Source organism: Pseudonocardia endophytica, from assembly GCF_004339565.1.
In the GTDB taxonomy this organism is placed as follows: Bacteria; Actinomycetota; Actinomycetes; order Mycobacteriales; family Pseudonocardiaceae; genus Pseudonocardia; species Pseudonocardia endophytica.
Window position 1 is genome coordinate 2,743,329 of sequence record NZ_SMFZ01000002.1, and the last position, 18,684, is coordinate 2,762,012.

At 73.7% G+C, this 18,684-nt stretch carries 19 protein-coding genes and 1 pseudogene; 12 read left to right on the top strand and 8 right to left on the bottom strand.

What is annotated here, in order from left to right:
• Positions 1–12: 12 nt before the first annotated feature.
• Together EV378_RS31565 and EV378_RS31570 are read right to left on the bottom strand one after the other, a co-directional pair.
• Complete coding sequence (locus EV378_RS31565; RefSeq protein ID WP_132431185.1) at positions 13–1,500, bottom strand: HAMP domain-containing sensor histidine kinase; 1,488 nt, start codon at positions 1,498–1,500, stop codon at positions 13–15.
• Positions 1,497–2,189 carry a response regulator transcription factor gene (locus EV378_RS31570; protein ID WP_132431187.1) on the bottom strand — a complete coding sequence of 231 codons (693 nt, stop codon included), beginning with the start codon at positions 2,187–2,189 and terminating at the stop codon, positions 1,497–1,499. The genes EV378_RS31565 and EV378_RS31570 overlap by 4 nt, the downstream gene beginning before the upstream one ends.
• Before the next feature lie 59 nt (positions 2,190–2,248).
• Between EV378_RS31570 and EV378_RS31575 the strand changes: the two genes are divergently transcribed.
• The 6 genes from EV378_RS31575 (at position 2,249) to EV378_RS36595 (ending at position 7,381) form a co-directional block, all read left to right on the top strand.
• Positions 2,249–3,454 (top strand): acyl-CoA dehydrogenase family protein, encoded by a 1,206-nt coding sequence (locus EV378_RS31575; protein ID WP_132431189.1) that lies wholly within the window; start codon positions 2,249–2,251, stop codon positions 3,452–3,454.
• A 61-nt stretch (positions 3,455–3,515) separates the two neighbouring features.
• Positions 3,516–5,342, top strand: a complete 1,827-nt coding sequence (locus EV378_RS31580; protein WP_132431191.1) for a solute symporter family protein — start codon at positions 3,516–3,518, stop codon at positions 5,340–5,342.
• A gap of 225 nt (positions 5,343–5,567) precedes the next feature.
• Positions 5,568–6,167, top strand: coding sequence for a DUF4232 domain-containing protein (locus tag EV378_RS31585; protein ID WP_132431193.1), 600 nt, complete (start codon positions 5,568–5,570; stop codon positions 6,165–6,167).
• A gap of 89 nt (positions 6,168–6,256) precedes the next feature.
• The gene (locus EV378_RS31590) at positions 6,257–6,586 is read left to right on the top strand and encodes a DUF3040 domain-containing protein (RefSeq protein WP_165922574.1); all 330 of its coding nucleotides are present in this window, start codon (positions 6,257–6,259) and stop codon (positions 6,584–6,586) included.
• A 112-nt stretch (positions 6,587–6,698) separates the two neighbouring features.
• Positions 6,699–7,151 (top strand): hypothetical protein, encoded by a 453-nt coding sequence (locus EV378_RS31595; RefSeq protein ID WP_132431197.1) that lies wholly within the window; start codon positions 6,699–6,701, stop codon positions 7,149–7,151.
• Positions 7,148–7,381, top strand: coding sequence for a DUF6186 family protein (locus EV378_RS36595; protein WP_132431199.1), 234 nt, complete (start codon positions 7,148–7,150; stop codon positions 7,379–7,381). The genes EV378_RS31595 and EV378_RS36595 overlap by 4 nt, the downstream gene beginning before the upstream one ends.
• Before the next feature lie 151 nt (positions 7,382–7,532).
• Here the strand turns inward: EV378_RS36595 and EV378_RS36965 are convergent.
• From EV378_RS36965 to EV378_RS31620, 4 genes and pseudogenes are all read right to left on the bottom strand, one after another.
• Positions 7,533–7,616: pseudogene (locus tag EV378_RS36965) on the bottom strand (dihydrofolate reductase family protein); the annotation flags it as partial.
• 162 nt (positions 7,617–7,778) lie between these two features.
• The gene (locus tag EV378_RS31610) at positions 7,779–8,243 is read right to left on the bottom strand and encodes an SRPBCC family protein (RefSeq protein WP_341540457.1); all 465 of its coding nucleotides are present in this window, start codon (positions 8,241–8,243) and stop codon (positions 7,779–7,781) included.
• Entirely contained in the window at positions 8,240–8,569 is a 330-nt protein-coding gene (locus EV378_RS31615; RefSeq protein ID WP_132431200.1) for an ArsR/SmtB family transcription factor, read from the bottom strand. The genes EV378_RS31610 and EV378_RS31615 overlap by 4 nt, the downstream gene beginning before the upstream one ends.
• A gap of 4 nt (positions 8,570–8,573) precedes the next feature.
• Positions 8,574–10,367, bottom strand: coding sequence for a helix-turn-helix domain-containing protein (locus tag EV378_RS31620; protein ID WP_165922575.1), 1,794 nt, complete (start codon positions 10,365–10,367; stop codon positions 8,574–8,576).
• Between the two features lie 117 nt (positions 10,368–10,484).
• Between EV378_RS31620 and EV378_RS31625 the strand changes: the two genes are divergently transcribed.
• From EV378_RS31625 to EV378_RS31645, 5 genes are all read left to right on the top strand, one after another.
• Positions 10,485–12,614, top strand: coding sequence for a hydantoinase/oxoprolinase family protein (locus tag EV378_RS31625; protein ID WP_165922576.1), 2,130 nt, complete (start codon positions 10,485–10,487; stop codon positions 12,612–12,614).
• Positions 12,611–14,596 (top strand): hydantoinase B/oxoprolinase family protein, encoded by a 1,986-nt coding sequence (locus tag EV378_RS31630; protein WP_165922577.1) that lies wholly within the window; start codon positions 12,611–12,613, stop codon positions 14,594–14,596. Before EV378_RS31625 ends, EV378_RS31630 begins: the two co-directional genes overlap by 4 nt.
• Positions 14,593–14,832, top strand: coding sequence for a hypothetical protein (locus EV378_RS31635; RefSeq protein WP_132431208.1), 240 nt, complete (start codon positions 14,593–14,595; stop codon positions 14,830–14,832). The genes EV378_RS31630 and EV378_RS31635 overlap by 4 nt, the downstream gene beginning before the upstream one ends.
• 119 nt (positions 14,833–14,951) lie before the next feature.
• Positions 14,952–15,368, top strand: a complete 417-nt coding sequence (locus EV378_RS31640) for an MmcQ/YjbR family DNA-binding protein (RefSeq protein WP_132431210.1) — start codon at positions 14,952–14,954, stop codon at positions 15,366–15,368.
• A 32-nt stretch (positions 15,369–15,400) separates the two neighbouring features.
• Positions 15,401–16,174 carry an SIR2 family NAD-dependent protein deacylase gene (locus EV378_RS31645; RefSeq protein WP_243653854.1) on the top strand — a complete coding sequence of 258 codons (774 nt, stop codon included), beginning with the start codon at positions 15,401–15,403 and terminating at the stop codon, positions 16,172–16,174.
• On the opposite strand, the gene EV378_RS31650 is transcribed toward EV378_RS31645, so the two are convergent.
• Positions 16,171–16,926, bottom strand: coding sequence for a hypothetical protein (locus EV378_RS31650; RefSeq protein ID WP_132431212.1), 756 nt, complete (start codon positions 16,924–16,926; stop codon positions 16,171–16,173). The genes EV378_RS31645 and EV378_RS31650 overlap by 4 nt on opposite strands.
• Before the next feature lie 81 nt (positions 16,927–17,007).
• Here EV378_RS31650 and EV378_RS31655 point away from each other — a divergent pair, with 81 nt between their 5' ends.
• Positions 17,008–17,625: a hypothetical protein gene (locus tag EV378_RS31655; protein ID WP_132431214.1), complete on the top strand. Its 618-nt coding sequence runs from the start codon at positions 17,008–17,010 to the stop codon at positions 17,623–17,625.
• Here the strand turns inward: EV378_RS31655 and EV378_RS31660 are convergent.
• A complete protein-coding gene (locus EV378_RS31660) occupies positions 17,612–18,670 on the bottom strand; it encodes a permease (protein WP_132431216.1) in 1,059 nt (352 codons plus the stop codon). The two genes, EV378_RS31655 and EV378_RS31660, sit on opposite strands and share 14 nt — an antisense overlap.
• Between the last annotated feature and the right edge of the window lie 14 nt (positions 18,671–18,684).

The following is an 18,684-nucleotide window of genomic DNA, read 5'->3' on the forward strand; positions in this document are numbered from 1 at the left end:
CGTGGTGGTCGTTCAGGTGCCGCCCATCCTTCGGCCGTCGGGTGAGACGCCCGCGTGTCCCGGTTCGGAGTTCGGTAAGAACCGCGACCGGTCCACCGTGAACCCCACCTCGGCGCCCCCGCCGTCACGGGACCGGGCGGACACCGTGCCCCCGTGCGAGCGAGCGACGTCGGCGACGATCGCCAGCCCGAGCCCCGAACCGGGCAGGCCGCGCGCGGTGTCCGCCCGGCGGAACCGGTCGAACACGTACGGCGCGTCCGCCGGGTCGATGCCCGGCCCGCGGTCGGCGACGGTGACCGTCCCGTTGCGCACGCGGACCTCGACGGGCCCGGCGCCGTCGTCGAACTTCACGGCGTTCTCCAGCAGGTTCCCGACGGCCCGCTCCAGCGCGCGCGGGCGCCCGAGGACCCGGACGTCGTCCGCGTCGACGGTGATCTCCCGGCCGGTGCGCCGGTGCACGCGGTCGGCGGCCCGTCCGGCGACGTCGGCGAGCCCGACCGGTTCCTCCGGCTCGTCGGTGTGCCGGGACAGCGCGAGGTCGACGAGCTCGTCGACCAGCCGGGACAGCTCGCGGGTCTCGCCCTCGACGTCGCCGACGAGCCGGGCCCGCGCGTCCGGGGACAGCCGGTCGTAGCGGCGCAGCACGGACGCGTTCGTGCGCAGGCTGGTCAGCGGCGTGCGGAGCTCGTGGGCGGCGTCCTGGACGAGCCGCTCCTGCGCGGCGCGGGCCGTGGCCAGCCGGTCGAGCATGGTGGTGAACGACGTGGACAGCCGCCCGATCTCGTCGCGTCCGCCGACGCCGACCGCCGTGTCCGTGCGGCCGGACTCGGCAACCCGCTCCGCGACCGTCGTGAGCCGGACCAGGCGCCGCGTGATCTGGCGGGCCAGCAGCCAGCCGACGGCGGCCGCCGCGAGCAGCACCAGCGCGCCGGTCCAGGCGATCTGCGCGGCCGTCCCGGCCAGTACCCGCCGGTTCTCGTCCACGTCCGTCGCGACCTGCAGCGCACCGCGGCCGTCGCCGAGCGCGGTGGTCATCTGCCGGTAGGTGTCCTGGCCGACGTCCACCTCGGTGGTCGCGGTCCGGCCGGCGGGGGCGGTGGCGAGCCTGCGGACGTCGTCGGTGACCGGGAGCGTGACCGGGCGGCCGCCGAGGAACCGGGCCGTGCCGTCCGCGGCGACGGCCTGCGCGACGAGTGGCTGCCGGTCCTGCTCGTCGGCGGGGCCACGGGGCCGGCCGGGCCCGCCCTGACCCCCGCCCGGCGGCCCGCCGCGGGGACCGCCGGGGCCGAAGCCGGGACCACGGACCTCGACCGTCTGCGGGACGGGCGCCAGCACCTGCGTCCCGCCCGCCGCCAGCGCGGTCGTGACCGAGCGCAGCGACCTGTCGATCTCCTCGGTCGTCCGTTCCGCTGCCGCGTGGTAGCTCAGCGCTCCCACCCCGGTCGCGACGACGGCGGCGACCAGGGCGAACGCCAGCGCCAGCCGGGTCCGGAGACTCACGGCTCGCGCACCGTGTAGCCGACACCGCGCACGGTGTGGATCAACGACGGCGCCCCGGCCGCGGCGAGCTTGCGGCGCAGGTAGCCGACGTACACGGCCAGGTTCTTCGAGTCGGCTCCGAAGTCGTAGCCCCAGATCCGCTGGTAGACCGATCCGTGGTCGAGCACGATGCCGGCGTTGCGCACCAGCAGCTCCAGCACGTCGAACTCGGTCTTGGACAGCGTCAGCTCGGTGTCCGACCACCACACCCGCCGCGCCGCCGGGTCCACCCGCAGCGCCCCGACGGCGAGCGCGTCCCGCTCGCCGTGCACCTCGGCCTGGACCGACGCCCGCCGCAGCAGCGCCCGCAGCCGGGCCAGCAGCTCGTCGAGCTCGAACGGCTTGGGGAGGTAGTCGTCGGCGCCCGCGTCCAGCCCGGCGACGCGGTCCGGTGTCTCGACGCGTGCGGTGAGCATCAGGATCGGCGTGTGGTCGCCCTCGGCGCGCAGCACGCGGCACAGGCCGAGTCCGTCGACACCGGGCATCATGACGTCGACGACGAGCGCGTCGAACGCGTCGCGGTGCACCGTCGCGAGCGCCTCCACCCCGTCGCCGACCCCGATCACGGCGTACCCCTCCAGCTCGAGCGCGCGGGCGAGCGACTCGCGGATGGCGCGGTCGTCGTCGGCGACGAGGACTCGGTTCGGCACCCGGTCATGGTGCCCGTTCCGCGGCTGACACCGGCGGCCGGAGCACGCAGAATGCCCCGATGACGACGGTCGAGCCGGATCCGGAGCTGTACCAGGCGCAGGGCACGGACTTCTTCGCCATCGACGACTGGTTGACCGACGACGAGCGCGCGGTCCGGGACCGGGTGCGCACGTTCGTCGACGAGAAGCTCCTCCCGGTCGTCAACACCTACTGGGAGCGGGCCGAGTTCCCGCGCGAGCTCGTCGAGCCGTACGCGGGCCTGAACGTGGCCGGTGGGTCCGTGCGGGGGTACGGCTGCCCGGGCATGAGCGCCGTCGCGGAGGGTCTCGTGACCGCGGAGCTGGCTCGCGGCGACGGCAGCTTCTCCACGTTCAACTCCGTCCACTCCGGACTCGTCGCGTCCTCGATCGCGCTGCTCGGCGACGAGGAGCAGAAGCAGCGCTGGCTGCCCGAGATCGCCGCGTGCACGGCGCTCGGCGCGTTCGCGCTGACCGAGCCGGACCACGGGTCCGACGTCGTCCGGCTCGGTACGCGCGCCCGCCGGGACGGCGACGAGTGGGTGCTCGACGGGCGCAAGCGCTGGATCGGCAACGGGTCGGTGGCCGACCTGGTGATCGTGTGGGCGCGCGACGAGGACGGCAACGTCGGCGGGTTCGTCGTCGACCACCAGTCGGGTCCGGTACCCGGCTACGAGGCGACCGTGATCACCGGCAAGACGAGCAACCGCGCGCTGTGGCAGGCCGACATCACGCTGGACGGCGTGCGGCTGCCGGCCGACGCGCGCCTGGCCGGCTCGCGCACGTTCGCGGACACGAACCTCTGCCTCACCAAGAGCCGCCAGGCGATCGCGTGGGAGGGACTCGGGCACGCCGTCGGCGCCTACGAGTACGCGCTGGCGTACGCGAAGCGCCGCGAGCAGTTCGGGAAACCGATCGCGGCCTACCAGCTCGTGCAGGACAAGCTGTCGCACATGCTCGCCGACATCGTCGGGATGCAGCTCACCTGTATGCGGATGGCGCAGCTGCAGGACCAGGGCAGGATCGAGATCCAGCACGCCGCGCTGGCGAAGCTGCAGACCGCGTCGTCCGCGCGCCGCGTCGTGGCGATGGCCCGGGACATCTTGGGCGGCAACGGGATCCTGCTGGACCACCATGTCGCCCGGCACCACGCGGACATGGAGGCCGTCTACACCTACGAGGGGACGGACACCGTGCAGTCGCTGATCGTCGGCCGCGCGGTCACCGGGCACAACGCGTTCGCCTGACGGGGGTGCCGGACGGGGGTGGCGCCGAGTAACCGGCCCGTCACAGGGTCGTTGGCCCCCCATGCACCGAACGAGTGAGGCTCTCGCCCAGGCTCCCGAGGTCGGCAGCCCGGTGGTCAACATCGCCGTGTTCGGTGTCCTGGTGGCGGTCACGCTGGTCGTCGTCGTCCGGGTCGGACGGACGAACCGGACGGCGTCGGACTACTACACCGGTGGGCACTCGTTCACCGGCCCGCAGAACGGCGTGGCGATCGCGGGCGACTACCTGTCCGCGGCGTCGTTCCTCGGGGTCGCCGGCCTGACCGCCCAGTTCGGCTACGACGGGTTCATGCTCTCGGTCGGCGCGCTGGTCACCTGGCTGGTCGCGCTGCTGCTCGTCGCGGAGCTGCTGCGCAACACCGGGCGCTACACGATGGGTGATGTGCTGGCCTACCGGACGCGGCAGGGCCCGGTGCGCGCAGCGGCCGCCGTCGCGACGCTCGTCGTGTCGTTCTTCTACCTGTTCACCCAGCTCGTCGGCGCGGGCGGGCTGATCGCGCTGCTGCTGCACATCCCGAACGCGGACCGTGTCGGGCAGAGCCTGGTGATCGCCGCGACGGGTGCAGTGATGATCTTCTACGTGCTGGCGGGCGGCATGAAGGGCACCACCTGGGTACAGATCATCAAGGCCGGCCTGCTGATGGCCGTGACGCTCGTGCTCGCGTTCTGGGTGCTCGGCCGCTACGGGTTCGACTTCTCGGCGCTGCTCGGAGACGTGGTGCGCCGCAACGCAGAGGGGGAGGCGCTGCTCGCGCCGGGCCTGCAGAACCCGACCGCGACGAGCAAGCTCGAGTACCTGTCCCAGACCCTCGCGCTGGTCCTGGGCACGGCCGCGCTGCCACACATCCTGATGCGGTTCTACACGGTGCCGACCGCCGTCGAGGCCCGCCGGTCGGTGGTGTGGGCGATCTGGCTGATCGGCGGGTTCTACCTGGCGCTGGTCGTCGTCGGGTTCGGTGCGACGGCGCTGGTCGGCAGCGAGCGGATCGCGACCGCGCCGGGCGGGTCGAACGCGGCGGTGCCGCTGCTCGCGTTCCGGCTCGGCGGCGAGCTCGTGCTCGGGTTGGTCGCGGCCGTCGCGTTCGCGACGATCCTCGCGGTCGTCGCCGGGCTGACGATCACGGCGTCGGCGTCGTTCGCGCACGACGTGTACGCGCGGCTGATCAAGCGCGGCAACGTGACCCAGCAGCAGGAGCTGCGCGTCGCCCGTCGGACCGCGCTCGTGGTCGGGGCCGCCGGGATCGGCGGGGCGATCGTCGCCAACGGGCAGAACGTCGGGGTGCTGGTCATCCTCGCGTTCGCCGTCGGGGCCTCGGCGAACCTGCCGACGATCCTGTACTCGCTGTTCTGGAAGCGGTTCAACACCACGGGCGCCCTGTTCAGCATCTACGGCGGCATCCTGCTCAGCGTCGGGCTGATCGTGCTGTCGCCCGCCGTGTCCGGCACGCCGAAGTCGATGCTGCCGGACGTGGACGTCGCCGTGTTCCCGCTGTCCAACCCGGGGCTCGTGTCGATCCCGGCGTCGTTCCTGCTCGGAGCGATCGGGACGTTCCTCGGGCGGCCGGACGCCGAGCGTGGCGGGCGTTTCGCCGAGATGGAGGTGCGGTCTCTGACCGGCGCCCGGCCTGCGCCGCCCTCCGTCCCCGCTGCCGCCGAGCCCGAAACGGCCGCCGTCCCGGCCGGCGTGTTCCACGGTGACGGTTCGGCGCCGGACGACCGGACGCCGCGGACCACGGCGCTGCCGCGTGTCCGCACCACCGCTCCGGCGCGCTACGAGGTCGACCGGGGCCGGGCGGCCGATCCGGTCACGAAGCCCGTCCGGTCGGTACGGAGGTTCGACGGGCGCTGACCGGGCGCCGCGCACACCGACGGGTCGTGCCGCACCCTGTCCCGGCGTGCCGCACCCGTCGCAGCCGGTGCGGCACGCCGGAGCGGGGTGCGTCGGGGCCCGGAGCGGTCTCCCCGCAGGTGCGGCGTCACTCGTCCGGTCGAACGCGGGCGCCCCGGTGCCCGCCCCGGACCGTGCCGGGACATGATCACAGGCGAACGCGCGCACGGAACCGGGGGAGCAGCGATGGCCAGGACGCGATGGGATCTCGTGGCGGCGGTGCTCGCCGCAGGTGTGGCACTGACGGCGTGTGCGGGAGGGTCGGACTGGCCGCAGGGTTCGGTCCCGGCGGCGTCGCCGACGTCGGGTGCCGCGGCCCCACCGACCGGATCCGCGGCTCCGACCTCGGAGGCCGCGACCTCCCCGGCGGCCGACGCGGGCGGGAAGTGCCGTCTCGACGACCTGCGGGCCTCCGTCGGTGCGACGACCGGTGGCTCGCAGAGGCGCACCGCGGTCGTCTGGACGAACTCGTCGGACCGGGCGTGCACGATGACCGGCTTCGGCGGCGTCGACCTGGCAGGCCCGAACGACCCGATGGGCCCGGTGTTCTCGCTGCGCCGCCAGGAGGCCGCCGCCGAGCCGGTGCGGCTGGCACCCGGCGGGACGGCACACACGACGATCACCTGGCTCTCCGACGGCGGCTGGACACCGACGACGATCCGCGCCACGCCGCCGGACGAGACGCGCTCGGCGAGCCTCGCGTGGCCGGGCGGGCCGGTGCTGCGCCAGGACGGTGCCACCCGGCCGGGCACCTACATCTCCCCGGTCACCGCCGGCTCCGGCTGATCGGGAGCATCGCACCTCCTCGCCGGGTGGGCCGGCGCGCCGGACGCCGGTATCGTCGTGATCTGCCGCCGACGAGTCGAGGTGGGGCAGTGGACGACAGGTCCGCCGACGGACGTCCGCTGGACGACGAGGAGACCCGGGCGCTGCAGGGGATCGAACGCGATCTGCGCGACGACGATCCCGAGATGGGCCCGCGGCTCGGCAGCTGTCCCGGCGTGTTCCACCCGCCGGTGCGCCAGACCGGCACGCCGTTGAGCGCGCGCCTCGTCCTCGGCGTCCTCGGTGTCGCGGGCGCGTTCGCGCTGCTGCTCTACCTGATGGTGCCGCAGGACGTGGTCATCCCGGTCGTGCTGGTCATCATGTTCGGCCTGCTGCCCGCCGGGTGCCTGCTCTGGGCGCGGCACTCCGGCGAGCTCTGAGCTCAGAAGTCGACGCTGCGGGCCGAACCGTGGAGCGTGTCCGCCGGTCGGCGTCGGCAGCGACGACGTGCCGCTCGATCCGGGCGATCACGGCGCGGCGCTACGGTGAGGCATGCCCGAGCCGCCGTCCGGCCCGTCCGCACCGGCCGGGTCGCCGACCGGCACGCGGCTCGTCGTGCTCGGAGCGGCCGTGGTGATCGGGTCGCTCGCGGCGCCGATCGCGACCCACACGTGGGAGTCGACGGCGGTGACCGGCGCGATCGGGCTCGTCGCGCTGGCAGCGATGGTCTCCGGTGTCCCGCAGCGCGTCGGGCGGCAGATACCTGCCGGCTCGCGGAGCGCGGTCGGGCACGGAGACCGGCGACGTCTCCGGTGGTCCGCCGCGCCATGGTTCGTCGTCTTCGCCGCGATCACGGCACTCGAGCTGGGTGCGCTCGCGTACGGCGACCGGCCGTCGTTCCCGACGCTGAGCTGGCTGCTCGGCCCGTACTTCGTGGAACCCGTCGTGCGGTTCGCCGGGTACGTCGTGTGGATCGTCGCCGGGTGGTGGCTGGTGCGGCGATGAGCGCCGGCTACGCCCTGACGGTCACGGCGTACGTCGCGCTGGTCGTCGCGGTCCTGGTGCTGGAGCTGCTCGGACGGCGCGCGGGCAGCACCGTCCCGACGTTCTCCGACGTCGCGACGACCGTTGCGTCGACCACGGTCGGCCGGCTCGCACTGCTGGCCCTGTGGTGGTGGACCGGCTGGCACTTCCTGGCGCGCAGCAGCCTCCCGCCGGGGTGGCCGGGCTGGTGAACTGCGCCATCCCGTCGTACTCGCCCAGGCGCGCGGCGCCGGTCGACTCCAGCTCCAGCAGGAGCAGCCCGCCCGGCGTGAGGTCGTGACGTACCACCCGGAGACCGGCCGGAGCGGCCGGGTGCCTGAACAGCCGTCGTCCCTGCCCGAGCACGGTCGGCGCCACGACGAGCCGGACGACGTCGACCAGCCCGGCGTCGAGCAGCGCGTTCCCGAGCCGGGCACTGCCGTGCACCTGCAGCTCCCGCCAGCCACTCCGAGGCGCGCGCGACGAACGCCTCGTCGATGTGCGGGACCAGCCAGCCGCCCGCGGTGAAACCGTCCGTCGTGTCCTCCGTGGACGATCCCGGGCCCTGGCTGACGCCGTCGAGCGTGACGAACTGGGTCAGTGTCAGCCTCACGACGACTCCACCAGGTCCGCCAGCTGAGCGACGACCGTGCCCCACCCGTCGAGGAAACCGAGGCTCTCGTGCGTGTCGCGGTCGGTGCGATCGCGGTGCATCGCCATGGCCCGGTAGGCGGTCCCGTCGGGATGGTCGGCGAGCGTGATCTCGGCCGTCATGAACGGCTGCGACGACGGCCGCCACCCGCCGGTCAGCGCGTCGGTGAACAGCAGACGCGCGCCGTCGTCGACGGCGAGTACGCACGCGTCCATGTGCGGGACGAAGGCGCCGTCGTCGGTGCTGATCAGGGTCCGGAACGCGCCGCCGGGCACGAGCTCCATCGCCTCCACCCGGCAGCGGGCCGGGGCGGGGACCCACCAGCGCTCGAACCGCGCCGGGTCGGTCCAGGCCCGCCACACCCGGTCGCGCGGCGCGCGGATCACGCGCTGGACCTCCAGGTCGAGCTCGGTGTCGATCACCGGTCCTCCTCGCGCAGGAACCGCTCGAGCCGGTCGGTGCGCGCCTCCCAGACGGCGCGCTGTTCGCCGAGCCACCCCTGCGCGCGCTCCAACGGTGCGGGCAGCAGGCGGCAGGTGCGGACCCGACCGGTCTTCTCGGTGGCGACGCACCCGGCGTCCTCCAGCAGCGTGACGTGGCGCAGGAACGACGGCAGCGCCATGTCGAACGGCCGGGCCAGCTCGGTCACGGCGGCCGGGCCGCTGGCCAGCTCGACGAGCACGCGGCGCCGCACCGGGCTGGCGAGCGCGCCGAACGCGCCGTCCAGTACGTCAGAATAGTTAGGCATGTCCCTAACTATTGCCCGGCCGGGGCTCCCGCGCAAGCTGCACGTCGCGGACCATCAGCGCGACCTGCAGCTCGAACACGCCCTCGGTCTCGCGCGGATCCGTGCCGGTGAGCGCCGCCACCCGGCGCAGCCGGTAGCTGACGGTGTGCGGGTGCAGGTGGAGCGCCCGAGCGGTGTCCGTCGTCGAACAGCCGGTGCGCAACCACGCCCGCAGCGTGTGCACGAGCTCGCCCGCCCGGGTGCGGTCGTGCTCCTCCAACGCTCCGAGGCGGCGGTCGGCGAGACGTCGCAGCCCGTCCGGCGTGCCGGTCTCCAGCAGCATCCCGGCCACGCCCAGCCGGTCGAGGTCGATCACGCCGCCGTCGCGGGCGAGCCGGTGCGCCGTGCGGACGGTCCGCCACGCGACCGGGTAGTCGGCGACCTCGGTCACCGTGCGCCCCAGCACGATCGGCCCCCGGTCTCCGACGAGCGCGGCCAGCGCCGCGGCGAGCGTGTCGCGTCCGGAGGGATCGCCGGGCACGAGGACGACGAGCGCGCCGTCGTGCTCGCCGGCGAGCGGCCGGGCGCCCGACCGGGCGGCGAGCCCGCCGGACAACGCCGCCGTGCCGGGGGAGGCGGCGGCCGGGATCAACACCACGGTGTGCGGCCGGGTCAGGTCGTGGCCCAGCGCGCGGGCGCGGTCGAGCAGGCTGCGCTCGTCGCCGGTGCCGCTCACCAGCTCGACGGCCAGGTCGCGGGTCAACCGCAGCTCGGTCTCGACCGCGCGCCTGCGCTTGAGCAGCTCCAGCGCCACGAGCAGGGAGAACCGCTCGATCACCGGACGGTCCGGCCACTCGGTGTCTGCTCCGGTGTCGCCGCCCGAGCCGGAGCCCGGGTCGGGCCGGGACACCCACAGCCGGGCCGCCAGCTCGTCGGCGACCGCCACCGGCACCACCCACGCACGCCGCCCGCGCGACGGTCGCAACCGGACCGCTCGCCGGTCGTCGTCCACGGTGGACAGCGCACGCAGGAGGGTCCGGCTCGTCCGGGTCGGTGGCGCCGGTGGGACTCCGGGAGCCGGGTCGCCGGCGCGGCCCAGGACCGTGCCGTCGAGCGCCTCCAGCACCACCGACGCCCCGAGCGCGTGGGCCAGTGCGTCCAGCACGCCGTCGAGCCCGGCGTCGTCGAGCAGCAGCCGCATCACGTTGCGGTCCTGCTGCTCGGCCCACTCCCGGCGCTCACGCTCGCGCAGCAGGTCGGCGATCGTGCGCTGCTCCGCGTCGCGCAGGTCCGCCGTCTTCAGCACGGTCGCGGCGTACTGGGCCATCAGCTCGGCGAGCGCCAGCTCGTCGGAGCCGAACTCACGCACGGTCGTCGTGTAGCCGACGAGCACGCCGGCGACCGGCCCGTCGGAGTCCCCGAGCGGGACGGCGAGCACCGACCGGATGCCCTCGGCGCGCACCAGCTCCTGCCACGGCTGCAGCGTGTCGGTCGCCGTCACGTCCGGCAGCAGGACCGTCCGGCGCTCGCGGACCGCCTGCGCGGCAGGCAGATCGGAGGTGTGGTCCGCCGGGTGCACGAGCAGCGGGTGTGCGGCGTCGAGGTCCTGTAGGTAGTGCTCGGTCAGCGCGTGCCCGGCGCGCACGACGAGCCGCTCGCCGGAGGGGTCGAGCAGCATCACCGAGCACCGCTCGACGCGCGCCAGCTCGCACGTGTGCCGGGCGACCCGGCCGAGCACCGCGTCGCGCGGTTCGTCGGCGTTCAACGCGCGCAGCACGTCCGCCGCCGCGGCCATCCACCCCAGGTCGGTCCCGATCATCGCCGCTCCCGGGCTCGATACGTGGCCGGCACAACGACTCGCGGCCGACGTTGGTCGTCGCGACATAGCGTAGCCCCGGCCGGGAAGCGAGCATGTGTCACACGTCACGAGGATGGGGTGGTCCGCTTGTTCCGCGTCGGCATCGACATCGGCGGCACGTTCACCGACTGCGTCGCCGTCGACGAGGACACCGGAGCGGTCACCACCTGCAAGGTCCCGACGACGCCGCACGACCAGTCCGAGGGCTTCCTCGCCGGGATCGAGGCGCTCGGCATCCCGGTCGAGCGGATCTCGCTGGTGCTGCACGGCTGCACGGTCGGGCTGAACGCCGTCCTCACCCGCACCGGCGCGACGATCGGCGTGATCACCACAGAGGGCTTCCGGGACGTGCTCGCGATGGGCCGCGGCCAGCGCCCGAGCGGGGACCAGTTCAACCCGCGATGGCAGCGGGCGTTCGGCGACACCCGCGACCCGTTCTGCCCCCGCCACCTGCGGCGCACCGTGCCGGGCCGGATCGACCGGACCGGTCAGGAGGTCGTCGCGCTCGACGAGGAGGCGGTCCGCCGGGAGGCGCGGTTCCTCGTCGACCATGGCGTCGAGGCGATCCTGGTGTGCTTCCTGAACTCCTACGCCGACGACAAGCACGAGCGGCGCGCGGCCGCCGTCGTCGCGGACGTGGCGGGGGACCTGCCGGTCTGGACGTCCACCGGCGTGCACCCGTGCTTCAAGGAGTACCCGCGGTTCTCGACGGCGGCCGTGAACACCTACGTCGGCCCGCTCGTGCAGCGCTACCTGGACCGGGCCGAGCGCAGGCTCGCCGAGGCCGGCTACACCGGGCCGCTGATGCTCATGCAGTCCAACGGCGGCGTGCTGCCCGCGCGGACGGCGCGCGAGCGCCCGGCGTACACGCTGCAGTCCGGCCCGACCGGTGGGGTGACCGGGACCGAGCGCGCAGGCCGCCGGATCGGGAAGGCGGACCTGATCACCCTGGACATCGGCGGGACCAGCGCGGACTGCGCGGTGATCGCCGACGGGCGGCCCGCGCTCACCACCGAGCTCGAGCTGGAGCACGACGTGATCATCGCCCTGCCCGCGATGGACGTGCACTCGATCGGTGCCGGCGGCGGGTCGGTGGCGTGGGTGGACCGGCGCGGAGCGCTGCGGGTCGGTCCGCGCAGCGCGGGAGCCGTGCCCGGCCCGGCCTGCTACGGCCGTGGCGGGACCGAGCCGACCGTCACCGACGCGCTCGCCGTGCTCGGCATCCTCGACCCGGCCCGGTTCATGGGCGGGAACGCGGAGTTCGACACGGACGCCGCGCGCGCGGCCGTCGCGCCGATCGCCGACTCGCTGTCGCTGACGCCGGAGGCCGCCGCCCAGGCCGTCGTGGACATCGCGACGTCGGCGATGGTCGAGGCGGCCCGCGAGGTGTCCGTCTACAACGGGATCGACCCGCGCACGTTCGGGCTCTACGTCTACGGCTCGGCCGGGCCGGTGTTCGGGCCGCGGATCGGGCGGGAGCTGGGCGCCGAGTCGGTGATCGTCCCGCCGCAGCCGGGAGAGCTGTCCGCGTACGGGCTGGCGCTCGCGGACCTGCGCTGCGACGTCGGCGAGCCCGTCGTGCGGGCGCTCGGCGCGCTGTCACCAGACGAGCTCGAGGCGGCCTACCAGCGCCTGCGCGACGAGGCCGGACGCACTCTGAGCAGGGGCGACACCCCTCCCGACCCCGAACGAACGGCACCCTCGAGTACCGGCACTGCCCGAACGGCCCGTTCGTTCGGCACGGACGGCGAGATCGGCTACACCCGGTGGCTGGACGGCCGCTACCAGGGCCAGACCTGGGAGACGAACGGCGTCCCGGTGCCGGCCGGCCCCCTGGACGACGCGGCGATCGACACCGTGCGCGCCAACTTCGACGAGACGCACCGCCGCACATGGGGCTACGCCGTCCGCCGCGCGGACGTGAAGGCGACGATGGCCCGGGTGACCGCGACCGTCGAGCTCGGCACGCCGGACGCGCCGGAGCTGTCGTCCACACCGGACGGACGGGAACCGGAGACCGGACGGGTGCATCTCGGGGGTCGATGGCGGGAGATCCCGATCGTGCGCCGGGACGCGCTGGCGGCGGGGGAGGCCGTCGCCGGACCAGCACTCGTCGTACAGCCGACGGCGACGACCGTCCTGCACGACGGCGACGCCGCGACCGTCGACCCGACCGGGCACCTGATCGTGACGTGGGGGAACCGATGAGCGAGCAGCCGGTCGGCGGCGAGCACGCCGTCACCCTCGAGATCATCCGCAGCGCGTTCTTCGCGACCGTCCGCCAGGCCGGGCGGATCATCCTGCGCTCCAGCTTCTCGCCGATCATCCGGGACGCGTTCGACTTCTGCGTGACCCTGATCGGCCCGCCACCGGGCGTGCGCGACGACATGGACCTCGACGTCGTCGCGATGAACGAGAGCCTGGCCCACTTCTCCGGCGTCATGCCGTTCATGGTGCGGAACATGCTGTGGGAGTACGGCATCGAGAACCTGCGGCCCGGCGACATGATCGCGCTGAACAACCCGTTCAAGGGAGGCAACCACGTCTACGACAACGGGTTCTACAAGCCGGTCTTCGCCGACGGCGTGATGATCGGCGGCGTCGCGGTCAAGGCGCACCTGATGGACATGGGCGGCGTGACGGCGGGCGGCTACTCGACGCGCAAGCGCAGCCTGTTCGAGGAGGGCGTCGTGATCTCCGGGGTCCCGGTGTTCTCGGGCGGCGAGCCGTACACGCCCGGCTTCAACCTCTACTTCGACAACTCCCGGCTGCCGGACAACATGCTGGCCGACCTGCAGGCGTTGCACAGCGCGTGCTCGTTCGCCGAGGAGCGGCTGCTCGCGCTCGCCGGCACGCACGGCGTCGCCACCGTGCACGACGCGATGGCGTACACGTTGGACTACGCCGACCGCTCGATGCGGGAGGGCCTGCGCGCGTTGCCGGACGGCGACTTCGTCGGGGAGGACGGGATCGACGGCGACGCGTTCCACGACGAGCCCTACGTCGTGCGCACGACCGTTCGCAAGCGCGGCGACGAGGTGGAGGTCGACTTCTCCGGCACCACCCGCGAGGCCGCATCGAGCGTGAACTGCTCCGTGTTCGACGCCGCGAACGGCGTCTACACCGCACTCAAGTTCCTGTGCGACCCGCACAACCCGAACAACGCGGGCGCGTTCCGGGCCATCTCGGTCGTCGCGCCGGAGGGCACGTTCGTCACCGCCCGGCCGCCCGCCGCGACGACGATGTACTTCGACGCCGCCGAGGCGGTGTTCAATGCCGTCACGAAGGCGATCCTGTCCGGCACCGAGGCCCAGGCCGGTTTCGGCGGGCACTACGGCTCGAACATGGGCCTGCTGATGACCGGCACGACGGACTCAGCCCCGTCGTCGGGCCGCCGGGACGCCGCGGGCGGGGTGGGGGAGCGGCTCGCCGCGGCGACGCAGTCGATCCCGGTCGTGCTGGAGGACGGGGCGGGGTCCGGCCGGAAGCTGTTCGTGGCGCCGATGCTCGCCCTCGGCGGGTTCGGCGCGAGCTCCGACGGCGACGGCGAGAGCTTCGTGTCGATGAGCCAGCAGAACATCATGGACATGTCGATCGAGTCGATCGAGGAGGACCACCCGGTCGTCGTGCTCCGCAAGGAGTTCGTGGCCGACACCGGCGGGCCCGGTGAGCACCGTGGCGGCGTGGGCGTCGTCTACGACCGGATGCTCGCCGGCGACGCCGACGTCTACCCGATGCTGCTGCACCTGCGAATCCTTCCGTGGGGCGCCGACGGTGGCGCCGCGGGACGTCCGGGCGGCGCGTGGATCGGCGAGCCCTCCGGCAACGGGACGGCGGCGGCGCAGTCCTGGCTCGGCGACGACCCGCCGCTGCGCCCGCTGGGTGGCTGGTTCGACGACGACGGCGCGGCCGCCGCGCCCGGCGAGGGTCGTTGGGTGTCCGGCCTGGCCGACGTCGCGGCGGGGCCCGGCACGCTCTTCCGGGTCCGCACGCCGGGCGCGGGCGGTTGGGGCGCGGCCTGGGACCGTGACGCGGACGCCGTGCTGCGCGACGTCCGCGACGGGTACGTGACCGTCGCCGGTGCGCGCCGCGACTACGGCGTCGTCGTCACCGGCGACCCGGAGACCGAACCGGCGGCGCTGGCCGTGGACGGGCCGGGCACCGACGAGCTCCGCGGAGGTGTGGCATGACCATGCTGTTCGGACGGCCGGGCGAGACCGAGCTGTCGGTGACCCGCACCGACCTGGACGAGACCTGCCCGTCCTGCGGGAGCGGTGCGGTGCAGGGCTACCCGCTGCTGGAGGTCACCGGATGGTGCCTGGTGGCGCGCTGCGCGGACTGCCTGCACGTGCTGCGCCGCGAACCGAGCCCGACGCCTTTCGGATTCAGCTACGTTCCCTACTCCGCGCATCTCAAGGAGCTCTGACCAGTCGGATCGCGTCGGCCGCACGGAGCTGCCCGTCGAGCTGTCGTCGGCGGCCGTGCCGTGCCGTGCGGCGCGCGGGAGCTGGATCGCGCGGTGTCGGGCTGACTACGGTGCCCGTCATGGCGAGGTCGCGACGGGCCCGGGTGGACGACGTGCACGAGCTCGCGTCCGGGATGCCGCACGTGACGGTCGTCCACGGCAGCTCCGGGAACCCGGTCTACCAGGTGGGCGGCAGGTCGTTCGTCTTCTTCCGCACGCCGCGTCCGGACGCGAAGGACCCGGAGACCGGGGAGCGGTACGCCGACGTGATCGTGTTCTGGGTGGAGTCCGAATCGGACAAGATCGCGCTCGTCCAGGACGACTCCACCCCGTTCTTCACCACGGCGCACTTCGACGGGCACCCCTCGGTCCTGCTGCGCGCGAGCCGGATCGGTGAGCTCGGCCGCGACGAGCTGGCCGAGATCGTGCAGGACGCGTGGCTGGCCCAGGCGTCGAAGCGCCGCCGGGACACCTGGCTGGCCGAGCACGGAGGCTGACGTCCCGGGCCGCGCCGTGTGAGGGTGGCCCGGTGAGCGTTTCCGACGACGACGTGGCGCGGGCGGCCGGGCTGATCGCGCACGCCCGCGGCGTGACCGTGCTGACCGGGGCCGGCGTGTCCACCGACTCGGGCATCCCGGACTTCCGCGGCCCGCAGGGTGTGTGGACGAAGGACCCGGCCGCCGAGCGGCTGTCCTCGATCCAGGCCTACGTCGACGACCCGGAGGTCCGCCGCGAGTCGTGGCGGCAGCGGTCGGCGCACCCGGTCTGGTCGGCCCGCCCGGGTCCGGCGCACGAGGCGCTGGTGACGCTGGAACGCTCCGGCAAGCTCGTCGCACTGCTCACCCAGAACATCGACGAGCTGCACCAGGCCGCCGGGTCGTCGCCGGAACGCGTGGTGGAGCTGCACGGCACGATGCACCACGTCGTGTGCCTGAGCTGCGGGATGCGTGCCCCGATGTCGGACGCGCTGCGCCGCGTCGAGGCGGGGGAGGACGACCCGCCCTGCGCGGACTGCGGCGGGATCCTGAAGTCCGCGACGATCAGTTTCGGACAGGCGCTGGACACCCGGGTGCTGCTCAAGGCGCACGCGGCCGCGCAGAACTGCGACGTGCTCGTCGCGGCCGGGACGTCGCTGGGCGTGCACCCGGCGGCCGGCTTCGTCGAGGTGGCCGCCGACGCCGGGGCGGACGTCGTGATCGTCAACGCCGAACCGACGCCGTACGACGACATCGCGGCCGTCGTCCTTCGTGGCGGGACGGGGGATCTCCTGCCGCGGATCGTGGGCGGGACCGGCGGGCTCTAGCGGAGGTCGCCGGGAAGGCGCTCGTTGACCTCCGGGAGCAGCGCCTTGCGGAGGTCGCCCGCGGTGCCCGGCGACATGCCCGCGGTCTTCGCCCCGTCCGCGACGGCCTTGCTCACGCCACCCCGCTGGACGACGCGCGCCACCTGCGTCGCACCCTCGGCCACGGCGGAGGCGCCGAGGATGCCACCCATCCAGTTGACGAGCGTCGGCCCCAGATCGCCGGCGACGTCGCGTGCGCCGGGGAAGGCGACCAGACCGATGAACAGCACGACGACCGGAAGGGAGGCCGCGACCCGCAGGGTCCGGAACAACAACAGGCCGATCGCCAACGCGCCCAGTGCCGTCCCCCCGATGCCGAACGCGACCTTCATCGCTGACGTGAACGGCCGGATCCCACTCGCGGCCAGCCACCAGAGCGCGGTGAGCAGCAGGAAGAACAGGAACAGGACGATCGGCCCGACAAAGTCGATCTTCTTGCGGCCGAGGGTGAACCAGGTGATCCCGATGATGACCAGAGGTAGGACCACGGCGAGTCCCAGCAGGAGCACGGTGACGCCGTTCGCCGCCGACGAGCCGACCGGCAGTCCTGTCGCGCCGCCGTCGCTACCCGGTATCAGCAGTGCGGCGACCCAGAACGAGACGACGGCCAGTACCACCCCGCCGACGTGCCCGTTGGCGAGATCCAGCGGATTCCGCGACTCGACGCCGCCGTCGCCGGTGCCGTCGACGGCCGGCGGAACGGGTGGGTTCACGGGCTGTGCGTGGGCAGCCGTCTCGGTGAGCGCCGTCATCTCGGTCGACCCTCCAGGCGTCGGCAGGTGGGACGTCACAGCGTGGGGTCCGGCCGGCCCGACGGCATCGCCAACGTTGACGAGGTCCGCGCGCGAGACCGTCCGATCCGGATGAATTGCGCATTCGACGCGAATAAAATTGATGACCGATCCGCGGAATGGTGTGACGATTTCGGCGTGACGAACGCCGCCGCGCACCACGCCCCACCACCCGAGCTCCGCCCCGTCGTGACGTTGCTGCTGGTCAACCTCGCGTTGTCGGCACTGCTCGCGATTCTGCTGGTCGTGTTCCACACCAGCCTCGTCGATTACCAGATCGGCCGGATGAATCTGCCTCCCGGCACCGACGTGGAGGGCGTGCGCACCGGCCTGACCGCGAGTCTGTGGTCGCGCGTCGCGACGGTCGCCGTGATCGCCGTCGTCTACACGTTCATCATCCGTTCCCTGCGCCGGGGACGGCGTCGTTCCTGGATCCGGATCATCATCCTGTCCGTGGTGAGCCTGCTGGCCATCCTGTACCTGATCCTGTCCGGCCAGTACCCGGTCTGGGTGCGCGTCGAGCAGATCGTGCAGGCGGTCGTGCTCGTCGGGCTGCTGTGGGCCGCGACCCGGCCCGCCGTCCGGGCGCACTTCCCGAAGGCGGCCGCTACAACAGCGTGAGCAGGGCCGCCCCGGCCAGCCCGCCGAGGACGACGATCCCGGTCGTCGCGGCCGTCGCCCGCCACCCGACGGCACGACCCACCATGACGATCCCCGGGATGCTGACGGCGGGCAGCGTCACCAGCAGCGCGCCGACCGGCCCGGCCGTGGCACCGGCGAGCGCGAGGCCCTGCAGGACCGGGATCTCCCCGGCTGTCGGCAGCACCAGGAGGGTGCCGACGACGGCGGCCACCACGACGGCGAGCACGCCGGCGCTCGCCGCGCCCAGCGGGAACAGCCATCCGCGGAACGCGCCGATCAGCAGCACCACGACGAGGTACTCCGGGACCAGCACGATGCTCAGCCGGGACAGGGCGACGAGGAACCGGCGCACGGTCGACCGCCCGTCGTCAGGCTCGTCCGCAGGCGGCGTCACCTCCGTCACCCGCCGTCGCTCGGCGATCCACCCGACCAGCGCCGCTCCGCCCACGACGACGGCGATCCCGACGACGAGCCGGGTCGTCGTCCACTGCCACGGCGCGACCAGCGCGAGGAACACGAGCACGGCGGGGTTGAGCAGCGGGTTGCCCAGCCACCAGGCCACGGCCGCGGACACCGGCACACCCTGCCGCCGCAGGGTCACCACGACCGGGGCCGAGCAGCAGGTGCACATCATCGACGGGGTGGACAGCAGCCCGCCCGCCGCGGCGGACCGGACCCGTCCCGGCCGGTCCAGCACCCGCAGCAGCCAGGTGCGGGGGACCAGCGCCTGTACCGCCGCGCTGATCAGCAGCGCCGCGACGAGGGCCTGCCAGACGGACGCCAGGTAGGCCGTCGTGAACGATGTCGCCGCCCGCCAGCTCGGCGGATCGCCGGGCAGGACTCCGCCCGCTCCGAGCACGTTCGACCCGGTCCACGTGTGGGATCCCGCCAGCGTCACGACGCGCTGGGCGTAGGGCCACCACTTCGCCCACAGCAGCAGGACGACGGCGAGCAGCACGGCCACGGCGACGCCGGCGACGACGTGCCTGCGAGCGGGCGATCCGGGTGCCTGTGCGGTGGTCACCGCTCCACGCTAGT